The following is a 24820-nucleotide window of genomic DNA, read 5'->3' as shown; positions in this document are numbered from 1 at the left end:
CATTCAATTATATGAAACGGCTAATAGGAACTAAATGATAGAAAGGGTTATACATATGTGGAAAAACAAAAACAAATGGAAATGGCTGGGGATTATAGCCGTTCTGTTCATTTTTGCGATAGGAACGTACGTGACGACATCAGACAGTAAGGATCGAATTACATATAGTCAGAAATCCAAACCACAACGGAAGGCAAAGCCTGTAAATCAAGACGATCTGCCGACCAAATGGCAAGAAGTTGAAAGCTACGAGAAAATAAATGATTTTTATAAAGAAAGAGTACCAGGTCTTGAGCTAGCACAGGAAAGAGGATTAACTACTTTCCCACAAGAATCTACGAAATTGCCGGAACGAGATGGCCGCATGCAAATTAATGAAGTATGGCATAGCGGGCGCACAATTTATATCTTTTACAGCATTGATTTATCCGCGCTAATCACGGAAGAAACCAATAACTATGTGAATAATGTCCCTTCAGTAGAAGAAGTGAAATTGAAAAAGAAACAAGATGCTGATACCCAAACATTATCCACTCATGCACCGCCCATGCAGTATGGAGAGGGAGTTATTTTTGAAAATCGTCTTTATAGTATGGTCCAAACAATCCCAATTCCTAAAGAGGGAGAACCTGACCGGATGGTTCCTAATCCTGAAGAGTTCAATCAACAGCTTTTAACTTCGATGACCTTCCGAATTGATGGAAATATGTACGAGTCGAAGACCATGCCCGTTCAGTACACATTCGATCCGGATAAGAACCGGTTAGGGGAGTATACCTTTGATAGAATATATCAAAATGACGGACTAACCGTTGAACCTTTGGAACTTAATCTGGGAATTACAGAAAGTTTTCTCAAGGTAAGGGTCGATCATCAGCAAGCGCAATTTAATTCTTCTATGAACGCGACTTTGAAAACCCCAGATGGACAACAGATCCCTATCACTCCTTTCCTGCAAAAAGTAGAAGGGAAAGAGAACATTTATGAAGGATATTTCAGACCGATCTATTCTGTACCAGAAGAGGTATCATTTGAAGTGAAAAACGTCCATTTAACTAGTGGTGATTCATTTTCTTTTAATGTAGATCTTTCTGAGATAAATCCAAAAGTAAGAGGAAACACAAGTGTGAATAAAAAGGCAGCAGAAATATATAATACGGATGTTTATATCGAGCAATTAAACACTCATGGAGAGCACGGAATGGATGTACGACTAGGGTTTAGACCTCAAGATTTTGAACAGCCTAAAAAATTAATCGGCATCTCTCCCAGACAAATGGGCGGCCCTGCTTTTGAACGACCTAAAAATGTCCATGTCGAAAGTGATAATGGAAAGGAAGCCAATGTTGAGTATGGTGGATCGGAAGACAGCGCTTATATTAATGTTAAGGATTCGCTTGTTCAGGATGCTTCCAATCTGAAAATAACCTTAAAAAATGCGGTCTTTACCGAGCAGATCAGCCAGACGTTTGAAGCAGAGAGAAAGTAAAAAAAGCAGAGATCAGATCTCTGCTTTTTTTGATAATACATTTTTTTCAAGAAACTCTTTAATGTAATGATTAAAGATCGGCCAATGCGTCGCCGGAATTTGGTGATAGGCCCTTTCAATGTAAACAAGGGTCGTATCCGGACAGTTAAAATAATATTTAACGTGGTGATTAATCCAGAATTCCTTGGTTCCATACATAAGCAGAAGCGGTACTTCTAAGTTACGAATTCTCCGGCTGCAATCGAAACGAAATCCTCTGTTATAGAACTCATACCACGCATCCGGACTGGATTTAGCCATATGTTCACTTAAATCCCGCTTAATGATCGGATCTCTAAAGTGAGAATTGCTTAATAATTTAGCGAGCGTCTCGGGGCTTTTCCTTACCCACTCCATGCCTACTAGAAATTCAAATCGCAATCCGCCAGTATCGACCTTTGGAAATCCCCCTGCCAATACAAGCGCGTGGACTCGCTTTGGATAAGTTAATGCAAATTCCTGAGCAACCATCCCGCCGCATGAATAACCAACAAGAGTTACTTTATCAATCTTCAAATGGTCAATTAATTGTTTAATCTCCCTTGCATAGAAGGTAATATCAGGAGCTTTAGTCACGAGTTCCGAATCTCCATTTCCGCTTAAATCAGGAAATATAATTCGGAAGTGTTCAGCTAAAGGATGCTGCTGTCTAAATACTTTCCTTCCCATCCCTGGCGGATGTATAAATATGATCGCTTCCCCATTTCCTTTATCTTCATAAAATAATTGTTTTCCATGTTTTTCAGTAAAATAAGGCATTTATAATCCCCCGCTCATCCATCCTGGTACCTTAGCCTTTTCCGAACTTCACGTCTTTATACTATTAAGTAAATATTTCACATTTGAACTATAAGTAAAAAACAACTGTGTCTATTTTATTAACAGCTGGAAATTTAATTGACACTTTTATTTATTCGAGCGTAAACTGAGGACGTACATCCTATTTCGGAAGGAGAAAGAAGCTTTATGAAGCATTTCATCTTACTTAGCATGACACTTTTGTTCACACTATTGCTTACAGGATGCGGCAGTGGCGAACTTGAAAATACACTTGACTGGGAAACACAGAATTTCAATGCAACCACCCAGGAAGAGGCTGATTTTGCTGTAGAGGATATGGAAGGAAAAGTTTGGCTGGCTGACTTCATTTTTACTTCCTGTAATACGGTCTGTCCACCCATGACCCGCAATATGGCTCAAATACAGGACCAACTTCAGGAAAAAGACATAGAAGCTGAAATCGTTTCATTTAGCGTAGATCCCACGGTGGACTCTCCTGATGAATTAAAGGAATTCGGCAATAAACATGGTGTGGACTATAGCAACTGGACTTTTGTGACGGGTTACACGCAGGAGGAGATTCAGAATTTCGCTCAGGAAAGTTTTAAAGCTCCCGTTCAAAAAACAGAAGGTAATGATCAAGTAACCCACGGCACCTCCTTCTATCTTGTTGGGAAAGATGGCAACGTGTTAAAAAAATATAGAGGAGACACTGATGTCCCCTATGATCAAATCATCGAAGATGTTAAAACTGCAACCAACTGACTAAAAAAGCGTTCCTGATTCGGAACGCTTTTTTTATATGGCTAATCATTCCACCTCAGGTCATCCAGATTATGGATGACCTGAGGTGGAATGATTAGCCATATAATGGGGATTTAAGCTACGCTAAACAAAAGGATTTGCAGGTCCAACTATGATGAAGCGAGGGGAACAATATGGAGGATTTTTATGCAGAAATAATAGGAACTGGGCAGGACGCCATTTTTTTACCTGCTGGAGGCATGCCTGGGGTAGAAGGATTAAATATAGCTGAACATCTAGAGAACGGTTTCCGAGTGCACATGCTGGACCTTCCTGGCATCGGAAGAAGCGCAGGTATTTCTGAGAAGTGCACTTCAAAAGCGATGGCTGATTGGCTGAAAGACTACTTAGATAAACAAGAGATCGAAAAAGCACTTCTAATTGGTCATTCACTGGGCGGTGGTTTTGCAATTTCTTTTGCTTATTATTACCCTGAACGTGTTACTCAGTTGTTCTTACTCGATCAAGGACATAAGAATTTCCCTAGAATCCCATTCAACGAATTCGGGTCTTTTGCGCTGGCTTTTCCTATATTGAATTGGATGGTCCATCTTTGCAGACGTCCTGTTTTAAAAATACTTCACCCTTTATTTTCAAGTCCTCCTTCCGAAGATGTCGAGAAAGACATTGACCGTTTTTGTGAAGCTGTAAATCTCCCGAAATCAAATTATATTGACCAAACCTTTTATACACCGTGCGAGGTGACAATTGAAGGTCTGAATGTCATGTTTGGTTTCTACAATACACCTCTCGTATCGATGGTCCAAAAACTGACCGTTCCCACCACCCTTTTCTATGCTTCTTTTAAAGGTGTAAATAAGTCAGAAGAAGCCCGTACAATTAAGGCGATTGATCGACTCCTTCAACGTAGAAATTCTAAATTGACCATTAAGCGTATAAATGGCGGGCATTATGTCCACTGGAATAATGGTTACGTGAAAAATTATATCGCCGAACAATTCATTTCTCCCCATTAAATACACCTCAGGCCCTCCTAATATATGGAGGACCTGAGGTGTTCCAGATCGTATAGATTCTTAAATGAGCTTAAAACAGGGAACTGATAAAGTTGCTCAGAGAGCGAAAGAAGTCTTTAACAGCTGCCCGGAGGTTGTTCCAGAAACCATCATCATTGATTAAATCCTGAATATTTCCAGTTAAATCATCTAATTGGTTTTTCACCTGATCGAAATCAATATTCAGGTCTCTCATTTGCTCAAACAAATCTACCAGCCTCTGGCGGTCTTCAGCGCTAAGTTCAATGTTTAATGCTTGAAGCTGTTCTTTAACAATTTGCTCGACTTCATCACGGGTGGCAGGATTCTGTTCAGCAATTGCCTTTTTGATTTCTGTCAGCAGTTCACTGATTTCCGCCTGACTTATTCCTTCTTCCTTGGCAATAGAAGTAGCGACGTCCAGCTCTTCACTCGCTACCTGCATACGGCCTTCATCCAGTTTAACACCTTTCGCATCATAGGCTTTGTAAATTCCTGTAAGCGCTGAATGTCCACTAACCTTAACAGAAGAAGCAACCAGAACGTCAGCATCTTGAACACCTGCAGTCAATAGAGCGTTTGTATACATCTCTTTGGTTACTTCTGTGATATTATCTTTAGTAACGATTTCTATATTTAACCCTTGCCCTGTATCCTTATGAATAATCTTAACCGAAGAGTACATATTGGCATTCGGATTTCCACCAATGTAATTAGCTAAATCTTGACCATTAACTGTAAATTCATCAACTTGCTCATGCTGATTTACTTCCAAAAGATCGGTCACTTCTGATTTTTGGGCATCGGATAAGGCTTCTCCATAAACTACAATCGGTAAGCCGAGTTTTTCATTAATTCCTTCATTCCCTGTAGATGCCAGACTAACCTCTGACATACCAAAACTTGAGATCAACAATATAACTAACGTCATCAACAGAGTCATTTTCTTTTTCATAAATTTCGTCCCCTTATGCTCATGGTAGATTCGCAGCTTGTTTAGCTTTATGCTGGACTCAGTAGTTATTATACATTACTTTAAATTTTTGACATGGATATATAGAATTATTTAATTAAGAAGCTGCACAGTTTAATACGGATCTTTTAGTACATAGGTTTCAAATCTTTATATAAAGTGAATTTTTATTTGTATCAAAGGAAGTGAAAACATGACATTTATACGACAACTTGGGCTTTATATTTTTGCGGCTGCCTTCTTCTTTGCAGGAGTCACTCACTTTATCTATGATCATGGATTTGCTCAGATGATTCCTCAGTGGGTGCCCTACAAACTTATTATTGTTTATGTAACGGGGATTACGGAATGGCTGCTTGCTCTTCTCCTGCTTTTCCCCCAAACGAGAAGGGCTGCTGGATGGGCTACCGCTACTTTTCTAGTGATTGTTCTGCCGGCAAACATCTATGCGGCGATTTATGGCATACCCGCACCTTGGAGCGAGGAGACAAATGTAACGGCTTTATGGATCCGACCGCTGTTTCAGCCTTTATTGATCTGGTGGGTTCTCGCCGTGTCTAAAGATTCGAATACCTGAAAAGGGTTTGATAGAATAAAAGAAGAGTATTGATAAAGGAGGTTGTTTATGCGATTAGAGAATAAAAAAGTAATTGCACTTGTGAGCAAAGATTTTGAGGATCTCGAATTATGGTATCCTTTACTGCGCCTTCAAGAAGAGGGGGCTACGGTTCATCTCGTGGGAGAAGAAGCTGGTAAAGAATACCCTGGCAAATACGGGGTACCGGCAACTTCCGATTATGCTTTCGGTGATATTAATCCCGCTGATTATGATGGTATTTTAGTTCCAGGCGGTTGGTCACCGGATAAACTTCGCCGCTTCGATAAAGTCATCGAAATGGTACAGCATATGAACGAACAACGTAAGCCGATCGGCCAAATCTGCCATGCCGGCTGGGTGCTCATTTCTGCAGACATCCTGCAAGGTCGTAAAGTTACAAGTACTCCTGGTATTAAAGACGATATGAAAAACGCTGGAGCCATTTGGTATGATGAAGCGGTCGTAAAAGATGAACACATCGTTTCCGCCCGTCGTCCGCCTGACCTGCCTCCTTACGCTAAAGCATTTGCTGACTTACTAGCAGAAAAATAAAGAAAAGAGGGCGCTGCAGAGCGCCCTCTTTTCTTTATTTTTCTGTTGTAGATAAACTCCCATTACTTGAACACTCAGTTCCGAGACTTTTGAGAGAATTAGGTCCTGCGGGGGACGATTTCGCTTTCCGGCCCTGCATGACGCAGGAAAGTGTTCAAATGTGGAATCACCCCGAAAGACACGACCAGCATAAGCCGACCATCAAAAGGATTGTGGTTTTTCAATCCGTTGAGGAGCGGCTTATGTCTCGAGGGGCTGGGTGATGGAACAAGACGAGTTGTTTCCGTAGCCAGCCCCTCTCTATATTAGCAACGGACCAGAGATATCTCGAAACTGAGTCTTCAACTAAACTGCCCTATTCTTTAATAACCGCTTATAAAAATTACAAATCTAACACAGGTATCATTCTGATAAAGCTTGTTTTGCGAGCATCTTCACCACTGCGTCATCCATAGGCGGATTATGGAGACCCGCTCTGACATCGCGGTAATATTTTTCGAATGGGTACTTCTTGGATAAACCTCGCCCTCCGGCAATCCTCATTGCTAAATCCACAACCTCTGCCGCAGTATTAGTGACGGCCAGTTTAACCGCGGCTAACTCCGCACCCATGTGTTTGCGCTGATCGGGTTCTTCATCCCATTTTCTTGCGACCGTGTACATGAACGAGTGGGCTTGCAGCAGCTTCCATTCCATTTCACCAATTTTATCTTGGATATGTCCCACTTCTGCAATTGGAGTATCCAAGCTGTTTGGCTGGAAGTTTTGAGCGAATTCAATTGCATCATTTCGCGCAGCTGTAGCAATTCCTAGATAACACGCCGGGATATGCAGCAGCCAGCCTTTAGGAGCAGGCTTTTCTTTTGATTTTCTCTCTACTAAATCATGTACATTAACTTCTACTCCATCCAATACTAAATCGTCGCTCTCCGTACCTCTCATACCAAGGGTATCCCATGTTTTATCGACCGAAAGTCCAGGATGATGACGATCAATGAGAAACCAGCCAATCTCATCTAATTCTTCAACATAAGCAGAAACTATATAATAATCTAAATGGCCCGCCATAGATGTAAAAGTTTTACGACCGGTGATGATATAATGGTCTCCATTTCTGACTGCTTTGGTTTCCGGGACCCCTCCACGAGTCGGACTTCCAGTTGCCGGCTCTGTAGCTGCCCGATTAACAACCTTCTGTTCTTCAGCCACCTCTTTAGCCAGGCGGTCAAAATCATTTTTCCTCCAAAGATGGTCTTCCTTTAACTCTTTCATAATCCCTAAATGCCAACCGATAGATAATGCAACCGAACCATCACCTTCTGCTATCTTTTCTTGTAATAATAAAAACTCGTACAGAGATAGATCTTCTCCTCCGTAAGCAGCTGATAAGGTAAGTGATGGGTATCTCTCCTGTTTTATTACTTTCAAAGTACGATGGGAAAAAACAGCCTCAAGGTCCGTTTTGCTTACCTGTGCTTTCGCTTCCTTAGCAATCCGTTCTGCTTTTTCAAACAATCGTTGATGACGGTCATTTTTTATCCAATTATCAAAAAGATCAACCATATCCATCCACTCCCAATTTATTATATATTTAAATCTTACAAAATCAGTCGGAATTAAGCCAATACTAGGCTTAAGCAGAGTTTTCATCTATTGTTTTTTTACTATAGAGAGACTGGAAATAAACAGAACATGCGAACTTCAATTGAAAAAAAGTCCGACACCCTGAAGATGCCGGACATTCTGTTATCTATCGACCTCGAACCGCGTTCAGGGCCTGTTTAACAGAAGCATAAGACTGAAGTGATAGTTCACTGAAGTCTGCATATGGTGCACTTTGAATGGCAAAGCTGGGCTTAATCCCCGTAATAATCAGAGTCGTGCCCATTAGATCCAACAGTTGATTCATCTGGTAAATCCCCATATGTACCGCTTCGTTATAGGCATGCACAGCGGACATATCGATAATCAAAAAATCTTCCTTGGATTCCTTCACGTGATGACTAACGGAGTCGAGCATTTCGTTAAGTCGCTCCTCATCGAAGGTTCCCACAAGTGGCAATACAGAAATCCCTTCTTCAAGTGGAACGATCGGTGTAGACAACCTCTTCACTTCGGATAGATAATGCCCGATCAGCTCCTGCTGCTCTCGCCGCTGACTGACATCTCTCTGAACACCGACAAAAAAATTCTGATCCATCTGTTGTATGTAAACAGGAAAGATTTGCAGTTCATTCCAGAACATCGTCCCATCTTTTTTGTAATTTTTCAGCTCAACCAGTACATTTTCATAATTGGAAAGCCCTTTACGAATCTTATCTACCATTTGAGAGCTTGTGTCTTCCCCTTGTAAAAACCTGCAGTTCTTCCCAAGGATTTCTTCTGCCTTATAACCCGTCAAGTCCTCAAATCCCTTATTGCAATAAATCATCGGATTATCTTCCTGCTCAGGGTCAGAGATAACCACACCTGCCCCCACTCGATCAATAGCTGCCTTAATGAATTCGTTCTGCTGAATTTCTTCTAATTTATCGAATGTCTCTTCGTTCATACTAAGCAATCCCCTTTGGTAGTGGAATGAATACTATTATCATAAAATGAAACATAGAAAATTTCCAATCATACCTTAAACAGACCATTCCAGCACAGTTAGTCCAGGCCAGCGGGTTTTCCATTTAACCGCCTTGCTCTTATAAACATGCTCTGGAACTAAAGCTTTATTGGGACGCACAATACCCTTAAACAGATCCTGTAATCCAAAAGGAGCGTATATCTTGTATTCACCATCCACTCGCTTCACACCGATCGCTGATGCAGTTGTCGGCCATGTTTCAATCGCTTCCTCCGCTGATCGATAAGCGGCTATCTTTTTATTGAATTTCTGCTCATACCAGTGATGAACGAGAGCTTCATTGGTTAAATCAATTTCAAAAGGAAAATGAGGCAGAACTTTTCGTATTTTCGTTTCCTTTATTCTTTCCAGTTCCCTGGAAGGCTGCTCTAAGGAATTAAAATAAATAATATCCGCGTCATTTATTCCATAGGTGAAGTCAAAGTCATAGAGCTTATTCCATACCGTCTGCGTAATAACACCGGCTCCGATATAATAATCGTCTATATAGTGATCAGTCGCATCAAACAGCTGTTGAATATATGGATGTGCCTGGATGATTTCTATTAGTTCATTTTCTAAATTAGTCAATTCCTTTTCCTTCTTCCTCAAACCAACTCGTCTTCTCGAGTTCGTGAATAAACGCGTCCACTTGTAATAATTGACGAAGTCCTTCCTGGTAACAAACCCACGTGTTCCTGCTCAGGGGCCGATTGTCCACCTCCAGAGGTATGGAATAGAAATCTTTAAGATCTCTGCTTACACTCTCAGGCAGTACAGCCATACCTAACCCTCGTTTCATCAGCTGCTTGGCTGTTTCAAACTGATCGACTTTGATCGACCTATTAAATGCTGGCTGAGGCTGAATCGCTATCCACTCCTCCAGTACTTTTTGAAACGCGGGATCACTTTTAAATTCAATAAGAGGTCGAGCTATGTCTTCATGTAAAGGCCTAGTATCCATTAAGTGCAGAGGATCTTCAAAAAGGTGGTGGCTAACCATGGTACGAATTGCTTCACCGCGTACAATACATACATGAAACTGGCTGGAGGACTCTCTTATTTCATCACTGACTCCTGTTACCAGATCAATCGTTACACTCGGATATTTTTTTGTGAAAGATTCTAAAACCACAGGTAAAAAATGTTGACTGAACAAAGAAGATGCCCCTATGGAAAGTGTTCCAGCTACCTTATTCCCATCCTGCTGTAGAAGGCAATCGCAGAAATCAGCTTCTCTTTTTACAACTTCCTCTGCGTGTTTCAGGACACTTTCCCCAAGAGCAGTGAGAACGAGCTGCTTTGGGGTTCTTAAGAAAATGACTCCTCCAAAATGGCTCTCTATATATTTTAACCGTTGGGTAATGGCAGGCTGGGATATAAGAATTTTCCTTGCTGTGCCCCTTATCGTTTTGATTCGGTGTAACTGAAGCAATAATTCATAATCCTCTATTTTCAATTTTCATCACTCCATAAGCAAAAATTATCAATTTCAATAATAAAACAGCATTATCCTTATCTCCCTTATTAGGATAAGATGGAAATAATTCATAACAGGGGAGGTTACCGATGAATCGACTGAATATGCGCCGACTATTAACCACTTATTTCTTATATGAATGCGGTCGAGCTATGTATTTTGTTTTAATTACATGGTTTCTATATCAATGGACTCAAGACGCGATTTATACAGGGATTTTTGTGAGTTTTGGATTTTTGCCAGGGTTATTTTCCAACCTGGTCTTTGGGGTAGTCATCGACCGATCGAATCGAAAGAAACTAGCGTCTCTTGCAGGGGGAGGGAGTATTGGTTGTTTATTGCTTTTATGGGGAGCCTTTCTGCTCGGCTTGATCAACCCTTGGGTGATGATTTTGACGCACATGGTCCTTCAAACACTTGGTTCCCTGTTCAGACCTTCTTTACAAGCTCTTGTCGCTGAAGTATTCAAAAAAAATGACTTACCAAGAATTTTTTCCTTATCTGGCTCAGCCACTATATCAGGCAGCCTGACCGGTGCTGCTTTAGGTGGAATTCTATCTGGACTTCTGCCTGTTTCAATTTCTCTCCTTATCGTTACGGGATTGTACATTGGGGCTTTCTTTACTGTGCTATTTGTTTCGTATGAACCTTCATCAATGAGAAAACCTGCCAAAGCTTCTCCTTTCTTCCAAGAATTACAAGAAGGATTTGTATATTTAAAAAGACACCATATGCTGCATGGACTCTTCGCCATGATGATGCTTGGCCAATTGACTTTTCACACAATTCTAGGCTTCTTATCTGTTTATACGAGTGCTTACTTAAATCAAACTTCGACGGTCTATGGGTTTCTTGATGCTGCTTTCTCAATTGGAGGAATTACAGCCGGTATGGTGGGTACATGGTGGTGGCTTAAGTGGAAAAATCACCTGGCCCTTTTCTCTATTGGTATAATGATGGGCGGGCTTTTGCTGTTAGGAATAACAAAAAATTTAGCAATCGTCGTAGTAGGTGTGGTTTTAGTAGGTCTAGGTACATCTTTTGTCCGTGCACTCCTGCAGTCTGTTCAGCAAATGGCGACAGACCCGGGTTTCCACGGGCGAATGGCCAGCTTTCGCATGCTATGCAACCAGGCTTCTGTCGTCATAACAGGACCTATCTTTGGATATGTCGCTTCCGCACATGGCGTTCATTATGTTTTCCTGTTATTAAGTGGAATCAGCTTTGCGGGAATGGTATGGGCTTTCTTCCAAGCAAGAGATCCGCAGTTTGCTGCCATAACCAAGCAGAAACCCGCATGACGATAAGGTATGTTTCTCTTCGCGGAAACATACCTTATTTTCTCTTTTACGTAAGTATTTAACCCAACCTTCTACCTATCTTATCTCGTCTCTTCCTTTGGGGTTTTGTAAACCTTCTCAACTTCTACTCCCAGCGTCTTTAAATAATCGACAATCTGGTCTAATCTCTTCATGATTTCACCTCAATATGATGCAGAGTTTTATGTGACTACCTTCATGTATCTACTACAATTCTTTACGATCGAATATCCCTGAACGTTTCAAATTTTAATTATAAGTCACGATACCCCGTCTGATGATCAATTATTCAACTTTTTGCACATTTGCTCATTTTTTATACTGATTCCCTGCACCCGTTTATGAGGAGAACGAATTTATTTGAAACCTTGGCCTTGAAAGAATGAAATAGTACTCACACTTGCCTCTGTTTCTATGAAGTTGATTTGGCTCGTTAAAGCGGATTTTTCGATTTCGAGCAGCAGCCTGCTATCCACTCATTTCGCTGATACCCGTGCTCCACATGGATCGGCACGTACTGACCTTTGACTCACTGCATGTATATTTTCTTTCTTCAGGTGAATTACCTCTTATTTCCGCACTTCTTACCCCGGCTCAACTGTTGTTATTTCTCACTTAGACGATAGAGGTCTTTTACTTTTCCTACAAACAGCTGAACATTTTTGGAAATTTCTTCTTCATTAGCATGCGTTACTAAAGAAAAGTAACGGCTTGTGGTTTTTATATAAGGAAGCTTCATGATTAACTGCTCGGCTGCTGTATGTTCTACTACGGTTTTCGATATCAAAGAAAGCCCAAGACCTTCCTTCACTCCCTGAACAACACCATGGTTGCTTCCAATCGTAATCAATTTTTTCGGTCTTATGTTATATGACTCTAACATGGAGTCCATAACTGCTCTTGTGCCTGAACCACCTTCTCTGGTAATCCAGGTTTGATCCTGCAACTGCTGGAAGGTAATAGATGCCTTTTCACGAATCGGATGATCCCCGGGGACAATAACGACCATCTCATCTTCCAGAAAAGGTTCAGATTTAAGTCCCTGATGGTTCACCTGTCCTTCCACCAGTCCAATATCCAATTCATGAAGCTGGATCGCCCGATTAATGCGCTCCGTATTGGCAATTTTAACCTCCAGATCTATCGCTGGATAATGTTCGTCAAATTCTTTTAAAACTGATGGCAGGATATACTCGCCTACCGTATAGCTTGCTCCAATGTGGAGCTTCCCCCTTAGTTGCTTGTGGAATTCAAGCACTTCAGCCTTTGTTTTATCAATAAGTCCTAGTATCTGCCTTGAACGCTGGTACACGAGTTCACCTGTCTGAGTCACTATAAATCGTTTAGGAGAACGATCAATAAGATCCGCTTCGAAATACCTTTCAAGATTTTTAATATGAAAGCTTACTGTGGGTTGGGAAAGATTTAGCATTTTGGAAGCTTTTGTGAAGCTCTGTTGATCCACGGCTGCTACAAATGTCTTCATCGCTTCAAGATCCATTCAATCACCCTATCATTAATAATATTAATCATTTATATTATAAAGTTTTATTTTACTAATGTCATGACGGGTCGTATAGTATATGAGGTGAAAATCTTGCGAAAAGAAGGTTGAAAGATGAAACATTTCTTAGGTTCGATCTCACTTCGACCACTCCTTACGGGAATGGGATTCACCGCAATACTTGCGGGAGCAGGTTTTCTGCTTTCATCCCTTCCTTTAATCCGTCAAATTGGACCCCTTGCGACCGCTATTCTTTTGGCAGTCCTTTACCGCCATTTCTTCGGTTACCCAGAACGAATACGCTCTGGCATCCAATTTTCAGCGAAAAAACTACTACGGCTAGCCATTATCCTATTTGGATTGAAGTTAAATATATCCGTCATTTTAAGCGAAGGTCTTCCCTTATTATTACGAGATGCCGTTGTCATCGGATTTGCGATAGGAATCATGATCCTTTTGGCACGATTAACGAAAGCCGACACTTCTTTATCCATATTGCTTGGAATAGGAACTGGTGTCTGCGGTGCTTCTGCTATCGCAGCGGTATCACCAATTCTTAAAGTGAAGGAAGAGGATACGGCGATCAGTGCAGGGATAATATCCATTATTGGTACATTGTTTGCAATTGGCTATACGCTGATTCGCCCACTACTTCCATTAGATATGGAAGCATACGGAATGTGGGCCGGGTTAAGTCTCCACGAAATAGCTCATGTAGCTCTCGCTGGGGCACCCGCCGGGGACAATGGACTAGGAATGGCGTTACTTGCTAAACTCGGGCGCGTCTTCCTGCTCGTCCCCCTCAGTTTGATCCTAGTATGGATCATGAACAAAAAAGGGAATAAAGGATCTGAGACCTCTATTGCTTTTCCTTGGTTCCTGCTGGGCTTTATAGCTATGAGCCTGTTTGGAAGTTATATAGAAGGAAATTGGTTCACTATTCCTTCAGTTGTTATGGACGGGATTTCTGTCGGTACAACCTTTATCTTAACCATGGCGATGGTCGGTCTTGGTCTTAGCGTAAGTTTGGAAGATGTAAGGACAAAGGCTTTAAAACCGATGCTCCTTATGATTATTACCTCGGTCTTGTTATCATTACTCACTTATTGGATGATTTAATAGACCTGCCTCAAAAGGTGTCCTATCTTAGAAGGACACCTTTTTTATTCGGGCAGAGCTTCCGCGTCTGTTTTTACGGAAGAACACTCACGATATACAGGCTTTCCTTTACGTTTTTCCCTTTCTTTTCATTACCCCTAACTTGAAACCGTTTTTATAATTCCGTCATTCTCTGCTAAAATGAAAAAAGAGTCAAAGTCAAAGGTACAAGGAGTATAATAACATTGAATCTCTTTAAAATTTCCCCCGCTAAGCTCCATGTAGCGGACAGTATTCTACGCCTTCAATTTCTCTCTTATCAAGTAGAAGCTGCTATTGTAGGTTTCCCTGATCTTCCTCCTTGCGAAGATAATGTAACCTCTATTATGGAATCAGGCGAAACGTTTATAGGAGCTTATATAGGCACAGACCTGGTTGGAGCGATTTCTTATAAAATAGAAGATAATTATATAGATATATACCGTCTTATGGTACACCCTGAACACTTTCGTAAGGGGATTGGTCAAAGTCTCCTCCGCAATGTAATCGGGACTTATCCTTCTAAGCCCAGTTATGTATATACAGGCAGTGAAAACACCCCCGCCATCAACCTCTACACCAGTCACGGTTTTCATCCTACCCATGAAAAAGAAGTAACACCAGGTATGTTTCTTACCCGCTTGGAAAGATCAACCTCAGAAGCAAACTAATTGCGCACTGCCAATTTTTAAATTTATAGGGATGCCTGTCTGCCCTAAGCATATAGTGTATTAAAGTACACTTGGCAGAAAGGAAGCGGGACATGCCCTTCCCTAACACCCGTTTAACCGCATCCCTCTATGCTACAATGTCCATCACTTTCTGGGGAGTTTCTTTTGTTTCTACTAAAGCTGTATTGGAGGTGCTCGACCCTTTTTCACTTCTTGTCGTGAGATTCGGAATCGGCAGCACCTTTCTATTCTGTTTCATCCATCTTCTTAAAGAAAACATAAGGGTACCGTTAAAATATCTTCCTCATTTATTATCACTGGGAGTCCTCGGAGTATTTGTTCACCAGGTCATCCAGGCATCCGCCCTGCTTACCATACAGGCTTCAGCTGCTGGGTGGCTCATTTCTTTTTCTCCCATTTTTACGGTTCTTTTATCTATTGTGTTCTTAAAGGAGCATCTCACTCGTGTCAGAGCCGTCGGAATTACTATAGCCGTCTCCGGGGTCTTATTGATTACCACTCTGGGAAGTGGCCAATCATTCAGTTTTGCTCTAAGCATTGGTTACTTCCTAATGATTTTAAGCACATTCAACTGGGCGGTTTATTCGGTTCTGCTCAAGAAACTAGCTATTCCATTACCATCTATAGTTATTACGTTTTATATGAGTATGTGCGGTTTTCTATTGACGCTGCCCTTTCTTATAAGAAATCAAGGATTTGGTCAACTTGTTGATCTTGAAGTTTACTATTGGGGCCATTTACTATTTCTTGGGGTATTTGTATCGGCTTTAGCTTACTGGTATTGGGCCAAAGCATTAGAAATCATGGAAGCATCTCAAGTCTCTGTTTTCTTGTATTTAGAACCTCTGGCCACCTTAATTGCTGCCGTTCTATTGTTAAAGGAGAACTTTTCCTGGCTATCTATTACCGGAGGGTGGCTCATTATTTTTGGCGTACTGCTTGTTCAAGGAAGACTTCGTTTTCTTTTTCAAAGAAACTGAGACTAAAATGGAGAAGAGGGAGATCTATGGATATAAAGGATCGTGCCAGCAATATCTTGGGTAGTATGCCATCCTATTCTGATGAAGCATTAAAGAAGGCATTATTAAAACTTGATGTTCAAAAAAGTGAGGCAGAAGCATGGCTCGAGTCCCCAGGTCCAAGACCCTATTACCGAAAACTCTTATACGCGGATGAGCAAGTTGAGCTTTTGGTAATGAACTGGGCTGACATTGAATGTGCGCCTCATGACCACGGTGATTCTACGGGCTGGATCCAAGTGCTCAGTGGTGCAACGCGACATACGGTATTCAAAGTAAAAAAAGGACATCTGCCAGAAGCCCTTTTTACAGAAATCAAAAAAGAAGGTGTTCTATTATACGCACCCCAACACGGGGTGCACAAAATGGGGCGGGAGGGAACAACCCCTCTGATCACCCTTCATCTTTATTCCCCTCCGATCAGAGGGATGAAGGTGTATGATTTAAAGAAATGTGCAGCCTGCATCGTTTCAAGTGACTGCGGAGCTTGGTGGCCGGAAGAAACGCGCCAGAAGATCAAGGAGATCAACCTTAAAGGCTTCCCTTAATCTCAGGCCATAGTCCTCCCGGTTTTAGTTATCAATACCTTCGCTCGGGGAGTTTATATTTATTCCCGTCTTCCACGAAACAATTGTACCTGAGCTGCAGCCAATAGAAAATATGAGATACAAACACTTTCAGAATGGCGTAGCCTGGAATAGCTACAAGTATACCGACTACCCCAAATAAATGACCTGCCGTTAAAAGAACAAATATAATCGTAACCGGGTGAATATGAAGACTTTTCCCCATAATCTGAGGTGAAATAAACTTACCCTCTAACAGCTGGACGACGGTCCATACGAATGCAAGCTTCAATACCATAAACGGTGACGTTACAATGGCAATAATTAAAGCTGGCGTAATCGCGATCACCGGTCCTAAATAGGGAACGACACTCGTCACACTGGCGATAGCTGCAAGAAGGAGAGCATAATCTAAACCAATAATGACAAAGCCGATATACATCATGATACCGATACAGAAACTGACTATAATCTGCCCTTGAATGTAGGCACTTAGCTGATGATCAATTCCTTTAAATACACTATTCACTTCCGGCCGAACCTTCGGAGGAAAGAAACTTAACATCTTAGATGGGAGCTTATGTCCATCCTTCAGTAAATAAAATAAGATGAATGGCAATGTAACTAAAGCCACGAGCACAGTTGTAAGCGTCGTGATAAAATTCGTAATGCCCTCCACAGTCTGAACGGCATAAGACGACATATTTTCAGGGAGCTGGTTTAGGAGCCCGTCTATATCCTGAAAGAGGTTGCTGTAATAGCTTCCTAAAAAGGAATCACGCAGCCATTGATCAAGTGAAATTACCAGAGCATTAAGGTATTCAGGCAATTCTTCCGCAAGACTTAAAAATTGTTTCTCAAGAAAAGGAATAATCAAAACAACCAGTAACGTGATTAACCCGATAACTAATAATAAAGTAATTAAAATCGCCCATATACGCTTAATTCTCAATGATTCCATTAAGTTAATAATGGGCCGCAATAAATAATAGACGACAATGGACAATATCAGCGGTAAAGCTACCGTCTTTATAAACACGATGATAGGTTCAAAGATGAAATCCACACTAGAATAGACTAAAATATTAAGACCGATGATTAATATAACACCTAATATGTACAATAATTTACGGCCTCCAAAAAAACGGATAACCGGTGTTGAGTCCCAACGATTCATGTTCATATCCCCTTCATACGTGGTGACAGTTTAAGTGGTCTGATCTTTTTTCCAGTTTATCATAGAATAGTAAAAAAACGCGCCTATGAAGATAGGCACGTTCCTAATATTTCCCTTTGCGTTTCCGCATAAACTTACGAATGACCGGATAGACGATCGGACCAAATTTAATAATTCGTTTAATTAAGCGTCCCATTTGGAGAAAACCTCCTCCTAATTTATATATGTTTATTAATTCCCAGTTCAACCAGCAAGCAAACGCTTGTCGTCAAAATGTAATATAAAGGATTATCTCATAACTCCTCCGCCTGAAATTTTTAACGATTCACCAACGATATTCTCACAAGCATCCGTTAACAAATATACTATTGAACGAGCTACCTCTTCCGGGGTGCTTATCCTGCCAGAAGGCAGTGCTTCTTCAGAGATTTGTCTTTGCTTTTCGTAACTCCGACCTTCTCGTTTACCAATGTTAGCTATAGCCTGCCTTCCCATTGACGTATCAACGAAACCTGGGCAAATGGCATTCACACGCACATTATATTCAATAGCTTCTATAGCGAGGGACTGAGTAAAGCCAATCACAGCAAATTTAGAGGAACTATAAGCAATATTGCTATGAGTACCTCGTAAACCTGATAAAGAAGATAGATTAACAATGGATCCACGTCGTTGTTCTTTCATATCTTTATAAACTTCCTGAGTAAGCAGAACAGTAGAGAAATAATTTAATTCCATAGGTTTTCGAAGCTGATCTTCTGTAAGATCTTCGAGCGGGGATCCTCCCCCGATACCTGCTGAATTAACAAGCCCCGTAATCGGACCTATGGACTCCTTCGCATTTTGTACTAATTGTTTCCGGTCGTCCTCACTATTTATATCTGCTGGACCTACAAAAACCTCTACCTCTGAATTAAGTTTTTTACACTCTTCTTTTAACGACTCTAACTTCTCTACGTTTCTACCAGTAATCGTTATATGCGCCCCTGTACGAACAGCTTCTTTAGCTGCTTCATACCCAATTCCGCCTGTGGCTCCTGTAATCAGAATATGTTCACCAATTAAAGCATCATTTGAAAAAACCGTCATAACTTCGCAGCCTCCTTTATTATCAGATAGCCTTCCCTTCACCTGATTAAACCCTTTTCATTATTTCAGACACTCCTGTTTTTAATTATTTAAAAATAATAAAATACTAACAAACCAAGGATTTTTTTCATAAAAAAGTCAGCGTTTCTGAGACATACAATGCCACTAAACGCTGACCCACCACGGATCTTCTTTTTTCATAAGATCCGAAAGGTTTATTCTTTTGTAATTTCTTCTCATAGCTACCGTCACCACTGTTTTAGTTATTTCTTCTTGTTCTGCTTACGGAAAGAAAATAACGCCTTTCCAGACCGCGTGCGCTTCATACCTTTTGTCTGAAGATCGGTTTTAGCTTCAGGACTGTTTTTGTAATCCTGTTCAAACATCTCGCGAGCTTTTGAATATAGCAGAGTCATAGTGGTGTACCTCCTTTTCTATTTAGGCTTATAATTATGTTTCCCCTGAAGGATTAGACTAAAACTTAAAATTTACAAGAAATACTATTCTTCAAACATTTTTTCTACTTTCATTTCAAAAATCATCAGCCATCCTTTTTTCCCTAATATCCGTTCACCTTTTTCATAAAATCCATTTTTCTTATATACATGTTGAGCAGCATAATTATTTACATTAACGGCCAGAACAATATATTCGATTTCTGGATAATGCTCTCGAACATAACTGGGGAGTTTTTTTAAGGATTCAGTGGCATATCCTTTTCCCTGCTGGGAATAATCTATCATATAAGCTATTAGAAGAAGAGCGTTTTTATGAGGCGTGTATTCGGACACTACTGGACCGCTCTGTAAAACAAACATCCCTATTGGTACGTCATCTGCAAGAATGGTTACAGGGTTTCTTGTAGGATCACCATCAGCACACTCCACTGAATCCTCAGGCATTCCTGTATAGTGAGTCTGCTCTTTTGGTAAAGATAGCTGCGCAAGTTCCTGGTAATGCTGTGATGTATATGGCTGCAATTGTACTAAATCCATAGCTGTATTCCCTCCTACCCGCTATATACCCACTTTTTGCCAATATTGAGCAAAAAATTAGAAACCATTTGCACCTATTCTTATAATAGAAGTGGAGCACAATACGAGGAGGACGTTGTCATGTTAAAAGTAGCTGCTCTCGTTGGGAGTATTCGAAAAGATTCCTACAACATGAAGTTAACCAACTTTATAAAAGATCGATACAAGAACCACATGGATGTAAGAGTTATTCCTATACGTGAATTGGCTCACTATGATCAAGATATTGAACATGAAGCCCCTGCGTCTGTGCAAAATTTCAAAGCTCAATTATCAGATGCAGACGCTTTTTTAATCGTAACTCCAGAATTTAACCATTCGATCCCAGGTGTACTGAAAAATGCTTTAGACTGGCTTTCCCGTGGCGACAAGGAGATGAAAGGCAAGCCTACTTTCATCGCAGGCGCCACGATGGGGGTACTTGGCACAGTACGGGCACAGATGCACCTGCGTCAAATTCTGAATTCTCCAGGTATGTCCGCAAATGTCCTGCCAGGTAATGAAATCCTTGTCGGACAGATCCAGCATAAGGTAGATGAAAAAGGACTAATTACAGATCAGGGCACGATTGATTTTATTGACGGAGTGGTTGACGAATTTCTAAAATTTGCAGATAAGCAATACAGCAGTATTACTATCTCATAAAAAAAGATTCCTGTTTTGTACAGGAATCTTTTTTTATGTGGCGCCGTTAAACATCGTGGTTGACCTTCCCCAACGACTTATTAACGTAAACGAGAGGGTCGGATTGAAGAGGACACAGCTTCTGGATGTGATGAGCGGGAAGCGAGTCTTTTGCAACCCTGTATTCTTCCACACGAAATCAGGAGCTGTATCTTTAAAGTTCAGCACATTGATTTCGTAAAAAAGTATGTTTAGTAACAAAACACACCGGTAATTTAATATATAAATCTAATCACTAGTTTGTTGTACTTATCTCTTTGTTCAAAACTATACACGAAACAATATAAAAACCCTGCAGAATTTTATTCTGCAAGGCTTATAAGGAAAAAGTATTTTTTATCACTTATTCATATACGGTTACTTCTACATCTTTACGACCAAATTCGAGGGCGTCGTCCTGGTTAGGAATGAATACATCAATGCGGTCGTTTTGGATAGCGCCGCCGATATCTCCTGCAACAGCTTTACCGTATCCTTCAACGTAAACTTCAGAGCCTAGTGGAATAACGTCAGGATCCACTGCGATAACTTTACGGTCCGGATTGGCTCTTAAATCGATACCAGTATAGGTCGTTCCAGAGCAGCCTTCACAAAATGCCGTATAAGCTGTAGCTTCCATCGTCATGGTTTTAGCTACATCTTCACCAGAGGAATCTTCAGACCCAGAAGCTTGTACATCTTCAGCTTCTGAATGATTTTCTTCGCTTTCTTCTGCTTGATCATCTGATCCATCATTAATGGTAAGAGTCTGATCCGGGAAAATCAGGTTAGATGATAAATCGTTTGCGGCTTTAAGCTGTTCCACGGAAACCCCTTTTTCCTGTCCAATGCCCCAAAGGGTGTCTCCTCTATCTACGACTACTTCACTTGCGCTTGCGGTAATGGTAGTTGTACCTATAATTGCAAAAGTTGCTGCTATTGAAAGAATTGATTTTTTCATGATAATGACCTCCTTGTTTGCTAAACAGATGATCGCCTCTGTTTAAAATCACATCTTCTACCTTAACACCTTACAGTTTTATCTCAATAACAGGATGACAACAATCCTTTTTCAGATATTACATTTCCTTCACACACATGTAATATTTACCTGTTTAATGGATAAGAGAAAAACGATGTCCAATAGGACATCGTCATATAAATATGCTTTTGTAGTTATTCAGTTGGGTAATTGTTCTTACTCATATACGGTTACTTCTACGTCTTTACGTCCGAATTCAAGGGCGTCGTCCTGGTTAGGAATGAATACATCAATGCGGTCGTTTTGGATAGCGCCGCCGATATCTCCTGCAACAGCTTTACCGTATCCTTCAACGTAAACTTCAGAGCCTAGTGGAATAACGTCAGGATCCACTGCGATAACTTTACGATCCGGATTGGCTCTTAAATCGATACCAGTATAGGTCGTTCCAGAGCAGCCTTCACAAAATGCCGTATAAGCTGTAGCTTCCATCGTCATGGTTTTAGCTACATCTTCACCAGAGGAATCTTCAGACCCAGAAGCTTGTACATCTTCAGCTTCTGAATGATTTTCTTCGCTTTCTTCTGCTTGATCATCTGATCCATCATTAATGGTAAGAGTCTGATCCGGGAAAATCAGGTTAGATGATAAATCGTTTGCGGCTTTAAGCTGTTCCACGGAAACCCCTTTTTCCTGTCCAATGCCCCAAAGGGTGTCTCCTCTATCTACGACTACTTCACTTGCGCTTGCGGTAATGGTAGTTGTACCTATAATTGCAAAAGTTGCTGCTATTGAAAGAATTGATTTTTTCATGATAATGACCTCCTTGTTTGCTAAACAGATGATCGCCTCTGTTTAAAATCACATCTTCTACCTTAACACCTCACATTTGTATCTCAATAACAGGATGACAACAATCCTTTTTCAGATATTACATTTGCTTCACATACATGTAATATTTACCAAAATAACAAAAGGCTCTACTTAACCTCCGTGTTGATTTTCCAGTAAAGCTCCCTTTTCTTTAATACTCAGTTTCGAGATAAATTGGGTCCGTTACTCTATGGGGAGGAGGGGGATGATAAAGATTCCTATTTTAGATGATGGAAAATTGATAATAAAGTTGTAAAAAATCAAAAAAAGAAAAACGATGCCCAAATGGACATCGTCATATTATCTTATTAATCATTCAGTTGTGAGGTCATACTTATTCGTATACAGTTACTTCTACGTCTTTACGTCCGAACTCAAGAGCATCGTCCTGGTTAGGAATAAATACGTCAATGCGGTCATTTTGAATAGCGCCGCCGATATCTCCTGCAACAGCTTTACCGTATCCTTCAACGTAAACTTCAGAGCCTAGTGGAATAACGTCAGGATCCACTGCGATAACTTTACGATCCGGATTCGCTCTTAGATCGATACCAGTATAGGTCGTTCCAGAGCAGCCTTCACAAAATGCCGTATAAGCTGTAGCTTCCATTGTCATGGTTTTAGCTACATCATCACTAGAAGTCTCGTTTGATTCAGATGTTTCTTCTTTCGCTTCTTCTTTCTCTTCAGGTTCATTACTTGTAGAAGCAGCCTGAGCTCCTTCAACGACTAGTTCTTGACCAGGATGAATAAGGTCAGAAGATAGATCGTTCCAGGATTTCAATGAATCTACTTTTACAGAATAATCCTGACCGATACCCCATAGAGTGTCTCCGGAATTAACTGTGTATAGTTCGTCGCTTGAAGTTGATTCATTTGATTCATTGCTTTCTTCTTCACTAATTTGAATAGTTTGTCCAGGATGGATCAAGTCAGATGATAAACCGTTGATGTCTTTAATGTTTTCAACAGACACCCCATATTCTTGACCAATGCCCCAAAGTGTATCTCCTCTATCAACCACAGTTTCCTGTGCGCTAGCTGTAATTGTTGTAGATGCCATAATCATTAAGATCGCTGCTATTGAAAATAATGTTTTTTTCATAATTAATGCCTCCCTAGTTAACAGTCGAATTATTTTTTATCTCTGTCTTAAATAACAACTCTAACTTTACCCATCTAGAAGGCAAACAACAATAACAGGACGACAACAATTATATATCAAATATTACACTTTTTTTACACGGTTGTAATATTACCGGTTATTTTGGCGAAATCGCCTGATATAGAGCGATTTAACAACCAAATATTGTAAGCGTTGTCATTATTGTTTATAATAAATAAAATTATTCTGAAAAAGGCGGGGTATCATGTTACAAGAAATGTCACGTGCACAGAACCGCACAAAACCTTATTCTGAACAAGATATCGGGACTACTCATCTTCATCGTCAGTACCGTACCGATCTACGTCAAGTCTCTGAGAAAGACTACAATAAGTTTGTCACTTTAAATACGGTGAGGGACTGGTCACAATTGTCCTGGAATGATGTAGGCAAACCTTATGAAGTGGAGGCTTCCGCCAAAGAAAAACAGGACTGGGAGGCAAAAAACAATCGAGATATGGACCCCCACACTTCCTGGACGTTATTTAACAAATCCTTTCATGAATGGTTTATTAAAGATGTCCCAAAGGAGATAGGGAATTCTAAACACCATTTCCTAAACAGTCTCCGTACTTTTAAACCTGCGGAAGTTAAGCAAGCTCTTGGACAAGTCATCCAACTTCAACTTTGGAATTACATTCATCGCGTTCAAGATGGAATTTGGGACCCCAGAGGGAAACGTGCACTATTTGAAGGACTTCATTTAACCAGGCCTCGCATATTATTTTTAGGAGCCGCTGAAGGATACGAAGCCATGCAGCTTGGAGCGATGTATCCCGGAGCAGAAATTGTGATGGTAGATTATGACGAGTATTGTAAGACAACTAGATTTAAAGATTTCCCGGATAGCTATCCTTTTTTAGGTGAAAACCCACGCACAGGACATCCTGCTGTCTATTACAAAGATGACTTAAACATAGAATATATCGTTGAAGACATTCGTAACCTTGATTTTAATAAGGAGTTTGACATCGTGCTTTCTGTTGGATTACTGGAACACTTTCCCGATGAATATAAGCATGAGGTTGCTGACTGGCACCGACGATTCCTTAAGCCGGGTGGTTATGCTATTATGACCACCCCCAGAAATCAAGTTCGGTCACGCTTATACTATCGTATTATGGCGGATGTGATGAATCATACGTATCGTGAACTTATGACAGTAGAGCAAATGGGATTGTATATGTATGAAAACGGCTTTGATATTTTAAGACACGGGTATATTAAAGTGCATAACGGACTAGTCTGTCAGCCTCATTAGCCCTTGCCAGACACCAAA

The 24820-nt window shown here is 40.7% G+C and carries 26 protein-coding genes; 12 read left to right on the top strand and 14 right to left on the bottom strand.

Annotation, left to right across the window (positions count from 1 at the left end):
* Positions 1-55: 55 nt before the first annotated feature.
* A complete protein-coding gene (locus ACTWP7_RS13655) occupies positions 56-1489 on the top strand; it encodes a hypothetical protein (protein ID WP_443123673.1) in 1434 nt (477 codons plus the stop codon).
* Positions 1490-1501: 12 nt separating this feature from the next.
* On the opposite strand, the gene ACTWP7_RS13650 is transcribed toward ACTWP7_RS13655, so the two are convergent.
* On the bottom strand, positions 1502-2287 hold the full coding sequence (locus tag ACTWP7_RS13650; RefSeq protein ID WP_443123672.1) for an alpha/beta fold hydrolase: 786 nt from the start codon (positions 2285-2287) through the stop codon (positions 1502-1504).
* Positions 2288-2494: 207 nt separating this feature from the next.
* On the opposite strand from ACTWP7_RS13650, the gene ACTWP7_RS13645 reads away from it, so the two are divergent.
* Positions 2495-3073, top strand: a complete 579-nt coding sequence (locus ACTWP7_RS13645; RefSeq protein WP_443123671.1) for an SCO family protein — start codon at positions 2495-2497, stop codon at positions 3071-3073.
* 173 nt (positions 3074-3246) lie between these two features.
* Positions 3247-4089: an alpha/beta fold hydrolase gene (locus tag ACTWP7_RS13640; RefSeq protein WP_443123670.1), complete on the top strand. Its 843-nt coding sequence runs from the start codon at positions 3247-3249 to the stop codon at positions 4087-4089.
* Positions 4090-4159: 70 nt separating this feature from the next.
* On the opposite strand, the gene ACTWP7_RS13635 is transcribed toward ACTWP7_RS13640, so the two are convergent.
* Positions 4160-5062: a DUF1002 domain-containing protein gene (locus tag ACTWP7_RS13635; protein WP_443123669.1), complete on the bottom strand. Its 903-nt coding sequence runs from the start codon at positions 5060-5062 to the stop codon at positions 4160-4162.
* A gap of 211 nt (positions 5063-5273) precedes the next feature.
* Here ACTWP7_RS13635 and ACTWP7_RS13630 point away from each other — a divergent pair, with 211 nt between their 5' ends.
* Both ACTWP7_RS13630 and ACTWP7_RS13625 read left to right on the top strand, forming a co-directional pair.
* Positions 5274-5657 carry a DoxX family protein gene (locus ACTWP7_RS13630; protein WP_443123668.1) on the top strand — a complete coding sequence of 128 codons (384 nt, stop codon included), beginning with the start codon at positions 5274-5276 and terminating at the stop codon, positions 5655-5657.
* Between the two features lie 48 nt (positions 5658-5705).
* Positions 5706-6230 (top strand): type 1 glutamine amidotransferase domain-containing protein, encoded by a 525-nt coding sequence (locus tag ACTWP7_RS13625; protein WP_443123667.1) that lies wholly within the window; start codon positions 5706-5708, stop codon positions 6228-6230.
* A gap of 402 nt (positions 6231-6632) precedes the next feature.
* On the opposite strand, the gene ACTWP7_RS13620 is transcribed toward ACTWP7_RS13625, so the two are convergent.
* From ACTWP7_RS13620 to ACTWP7_RS13605, 4 genes are all read right to left on the bottom strand, one after another.
* The gene (locus tag ACTWP7_RS13620) at positions 6633-7793 is read right to left on the bottom strand and encodes an acyl-CoA dehydrogenase family protein (RefSeq protein ID WP_443123666.1); all 1161 of its coding nucleotides are present in this window, start codon (positions 7791-7793) and stop codon (positions 6633-6635) included.
* 187 nt (positions 7794-7980) lie between these two features.
* Complete coding sequence (locus ACTWP7_RS13615) at positions 7981-8781, bottom strand: STAS domain-containing protein (protein ID WP_014641569.1); 801 nt, start codon at positions 8779-8781, stop codon at positions 7981-7983.
* A gap of 75 nt (positions 8782-8856) precedes the next feature.
* Positions 8857-9432 carry a nucleotidyltransferase family protein gene (locus ACTWP7_RS13610; RefSeq protein ID WP_443123665.1) on the bottom strand — a complete coding sequence of 192 codons (576 nt, stop codon included), beginning with the start codon at positions 9430-9432 and terminating at the stop codon, positions 8857-8859.
* The gene (locus ACTWP7_RS13605; RefSeq protein ID WP_443123664.1) at positions 9425-10300 is read right to left on the bottom strand and encodes a LysR family transcriptional regulator; all 876 of its coding nucleotides are present in this window, start codon (positions 10298-10300) and stop codon (positions 9425-9427) included. Before ACTWP7_RS13605 ends, ACTWP7_RS13610 begins: the two co-directional genes overlap by 8 nt.
* A gap of 110 nt (positions 10301-10410) precedes the next feature.
* Here ACTWP7_RS13605 and ACTWP7_RS13600 point away from each other — a divergent pair, with 110 nt between their 5' ends.
* Complete coding sequence (locus tag ACTWP7_RS13600; RefSeq protein WP_443123663.1) at positions 10411-11622, top strand: MFS transporter; 1212 nt, start codon at positions 10411-10413, stop codon at positions 11620-11622.
* A 622-nt stretch (positions 11623-12244) separates the two neighbouring features.
* Here ACTWP7_RS13600 and ACTWP7_RS13595 read toward each other — a convergent pair.
* Entirely contained in the window at positions 12245-13141 is an 897-nt protein-coding gene (locus ACTWP7_RS13595; RefSeq protein ID WP_443123662.1) for a LysR substrate-binding domain-containing protein, read from the bottom strand.
* A gap of 117 nt (positions 13142-13258) precedes the next feature.
* Here ACTWP7_RS13595 and ACTWP7_RS13590 point away from each other — a divergent pair, with 117 nt between their 5' ends.
* The 4 genes from ACTWP7_RS13590 to ACTWP7_RS13575 all read left to right on the top strand — a co-directional run bounded on the left by ACTWP7_RS13590 (position 13259) and on the right by ACTWP7_RS13575 (position 16540).
* Positions 13259-14263 carry a YeiH family protein gene (locus ACTWP7_RS13590; protein ID WP_443123661.1) on the top strand — a complete coding sequence of 335 codons (1005 nt, stop codon included), beginning with the start codon at positions 13259-13261 and terminating at the stop codon, positions 14261-14263.
* A gap of 224 nt (positions 14264-14487) precedes the next feature.
* A complete protein-coding gene (locus ACTWP7_RS13585; protein ID WP_443123660.1) occupies positions 14488-14952 on the top strand; it encodes a GNAT family N-acetyltransferase in 465 nt (154 codons plus the stop codon).
* A 92-nt stretch (positions 14953-15044) separates the two neighbouring features.
* Positions 15045-15953: a DMT family transporter gene (locus tag ACTWP7_RS13580; protein ID WP_443123659.1), complete on the top strand. Its 909-nt coding sequence runs from the start codon at positions 15045-15047 to the stop codon at positions 15951-15953.
* A gap of 26 nt (positions 15954-15979) precedes the next feature.
* The gene (locus tag ACTWP7_RS13575) at positions 15980-16540 is read left to right on the top strand and encodes a cysteine dioxygenase (protein WP_443123658.1); all 561 of its coding nucleotides are present in this window, start codon (positions 15980-15982) and stop codon (positions 16538-16540) included.
* Positions 16541-16571: 31 nt separating this feature from the next.
* Here ACTWP7_RS13575 and ACTWP7_RS13570 read toward each other — a convergent pair whose 3' ends face one another.
* From ACTWP7_RS13570 to ACTWP7_RS13555, 4 genes are all read right to left on the bottom strand, one after another.
* Positions 16572-17735 (bottom strand): AI-2E family transporter, encoded by a 1164-nt coding sequence (locus tag ACTWP7_RS13570; RefSeq protein WP_443123657.1) that lies wholly within the window; start codon positions 17733-17735, stop codon positions 16572-16574.
* Positions 17736-18023: 288 nt separating this feature from the next.
* Positions 18024-18824 (bottom strand): SDR family NAD(P)-dependent oxidoreductase, encoded by an 801-nt coding sequence (locus ACTWP7_RS13565; RefSeq protein WP_443123656.1) that lies wholly within the window; start codon positions 18822-18824, stop codon positions 18024-18026.
* 263 nt (positions 18825-19087) lie between these two features.
* Positions 19088-19240 carry a hypothetical protein gene (locus tag ACTWP7_RS13560; protein WP_014641555.1) on the bottom strand — a complete coding sequence of 51 codons (153 nt, stop codon included), beginning with the start codon at positions 19238-19240 and terminating at the stop codon, positions 19088-19090.
* A gap of 84 nt (positions 19241-19324) precedes the next feature.
* The gene (locus ACTWP7_RS13555) at positions 19325-19819 is read right to left on the bottom strand and encodes a GNAT family N-acetyltransferase (RefSeq protein WP_443123655.1); all 495 of its coding nucleotides are present in this window, start codon (positions 19817-19819) and stop codon (positions 19325-19327) included.
* A gap of 120 nt (positions 19820-19939) precedes the next feature.
* Here ACTWP7_RS13555 and ACTWP7_RS13550 point away from each other — a divergent pair, with 120 nt between their 5' ends.
* Positions 19940-20503, top strand: a complete 564-nt coding sequence (locus ACTWP7_RS13550; protein WP_443123654.1) for an NADPH-dependent FMN reductase — start codon at positions 19940-19942, stop codon at positions 20501-20503.
* A 382-nt stretch (positions 20504-20885) separates the two neighbouring features.
* Here ACTWP7_RS13550 and ACTWP7_RS13545 read toward each other — a convergent pair whose 3' ends face one another.
* From ACTWP7_RS13545 to ACTWP7_RS13535, 3 genes are all read right to left on the bottom strand, one after another.
* Positions 20886-21482: a 3D domain-containing protein gene (locus ACTWP7_RS13545; protein WP_443123653.1), complete on the bottom strand. Its 597-nt coding sequence runs from the start codon at positions 21480-21482 to the stop codon at positions 20886-20888.
* A 237-nt stretch (positions 21483-21719) separates the two neighbouring features.
* Entirely contained in the window at positions 21720-22316 is a 597-nt protein-coding gene (locus ACTWP7_RS13540; protein WP_443123653.1) for a 3D domain-containing protein, read from the bottom strand.
* Positions 22317-22710: 394 nt separating this feature from the next.
* A complete protein-coding gene (locus tag ACTWP7_RS13535) occupies positions 22711-23481 on the bottom strand; it encodes a LysM peptidoglycan-binding domain-containing protein (RefSeq protein WP_443123652.1) in 771 nt (256 codons plus the stop codon).
* Between the two features lie 265 nt (positions 23482-23746).
* Here ACTWP7_RS13535 and ACTWP7_RS13530 point away from each other — a divergent pair, with 265 nt between their 5' ends.
* The gene (locus ACTWP7_RS13530) at positions 23747-24802 is read left to right on the top strand and encodes a class I SAM-dependent methyltransferase (RefSeq protein ID WP_443123651.1); all 1056 of its coding nucleotides are present in this window, start codon (positions 23747-23749) and stop codon (positions 24800-24802) included.
* Positions 24803-24820 lie beyond the last annotated feature (18 nt).

It is taken from the genome of Halobacillus sp. B29, from assembly GCF_052246755.1.
Taxonomy (GTDB): Bacteria; Bacillota; Bacilli; order Bacillales; family Halobacillaceae; genus Halobacillus; species Halobacillus halophilus.
This window is presented reverse-complemented; position numbering and strand designations above follow the sequence as displayed.

Bases quoted from the DNA above. Each gene is read 5' to 3' on its own strand.
- ACTWP7_RS13595 (WP_443123662.1), bottom strand. From the start codon at position 13,141: ATGGATCTTGAAGCGATGAAGACATTTGTAGCAGCCGTGGATCAACAG.
- ACTWP7_RS13540 (WP_443123653.1), bottom strand. From the start codon at position 22,316: ATGAAAAAATCAATTCTTTCAATAGCAGCAACTTTTGCAATTATAGGT.
- ACTWP7_RS13630 (WP_443123668.1), top strand. From the start codon at position 5,274: ATGACATTTATACGACAACTTGGGCTTTATATTTTTGCGGCTGCCTTC.
- ACTWP7_RS13640 (WP_443123670.1), top strand. From the start codon at position 3,247: ATGGAGGATTTTTATGCAGAAATAATAGGAACTGGGCAGGACGCCATT.
- ACTWP7_RS13590 (WP_443123661.1), top strand. From the start codon at position 13,259: ATGAAACATTTCTTAGGTTCGATCTCACTTCGACCACTCCTTACGGGA.
- ACTWP7_RS13570 (WP_443123657.1), bottom strand. From the start codon at position 17,735: ATGAATCGTTGGGACTCAACACCGGTTATCCGTTTTTTTGGAGGCCGT.
- ACTWP7_RS13620 (WP_443123666.1), bottom strand. From the start codon at position 7,793: ATGGTTGATCTTTTTGATAATTGGATAAAAAATGACCGTCATCAACGA.
- ACTWP7_RS13635 (WP_443123669.1), bottom strand. From the start codon at position 5,062: ATGAAAAAGAAAATGACTCTGTTGATGACGTTAGTTATATTGTTGATC.
- ACTWP7_RS13575 (WP_443123658.1), top strand. From the start codon at position 15,980: ATGGATATAAAGGATCGTGCCAGCAATATCTTGGGTAGTATGCCATCC.
- ACTWP7_RS13655 (WP_443123673.1), top strand. From the start codon at position 56: ATGTGGAAAAACAAAAACAAATGGAAATGGCTGGGGATTATAGCCGTT.
- ACTWP7_RS13580 (WP_443123659.1), top strand. From the start codon at position 15,045: ATGCCCTTCCCTAACACCCGTTTAACCGCATCCCTCTATGCTACAATG.
- ACTWP7_RS13555 (WP_443123655.1), bottom strand. From the start codon at position 19,819: ATGGATTTAGTACAATTGCAGCCATATACATCACAGCATTACCAGGAA.
- ACTWP7_RS13530 (WP_443123651.1), top strand. From the start codon at position 23,747: ATGTTACAAGAAATGTCACGTGCACAGAACCGCACAAAACCTTATTCT.
- ACTWP7_RS13535 (WP_443123652.1), bottom strand. From the start codon at position 23,481: ATGAAAAAAACATTATTTTCAATAGCAGCGATCTTAATGATTATGGCA.
- ACTWP7_RS13550 (WP_443123654.1), top strand. From the start codon at position 19,940: ATGTTAAAAGTAGCTGCTCTCGTTGGGAGTATTCGAAAAGATTCCTAC.
- ACTWP7_RS13600 (WP_443123663.1), top strand. From the start codon at position 10,411: ATGAATCGACTGAATATGCGCCGACTATTAACCACTTATTTCTTATAT.
- ACTWP7_RS13645 (WP_443123671.1), top strand. From the start codon at position 2,495: ATGAAGCATTTCATCTTACTTAGCATGACACTTTTGTTCACACTATTG.
- ACTWP7_RS13545 (WP_443123653.1), bottom strand. From the start codon at position 21,482: ATGAAAAAATCAATTCTTTCAATAGCAGCAACTTTTGCAATTATAGGT.
- ACTWP7_RS13615 (WP_014641569.1), bottom strand. From the start codon at position 8,781: ATGAACGAAGAGACATTCGATAAATTAGAAGAAATTCAGCAGAACGAA.
- ACTWP7_RS13565 (WP_443123656.1), bottom strand. From the start codon at position 18,824: ATGACGGTTTTTTCAAATGATGCTTTAATTGGTGAACATATTCTGATT.
- ACTWP7_RS13650 (WP_443123672.1), bottom strand. From the start codon at position 2,287: ATGCCTTATTTTACTGAAAAACATGGAAAACAATTATTTTATGAAGAT.
- ACTWP7_RS13560 (WP_014641555.1), bottom strand. From the start codon at position 19,240: ATGACTCTGCTATATTCAAAAGCTCGCGAGATGTTTGAACAGGATTAC.
- ACTWP7_RS13625 (WP_443123667.1), top strand. From the start codon at position 5,706: ATGCGATTAGAGAATAAAAAAGTAATTGCACTTGTGAGCAAAGATTTT.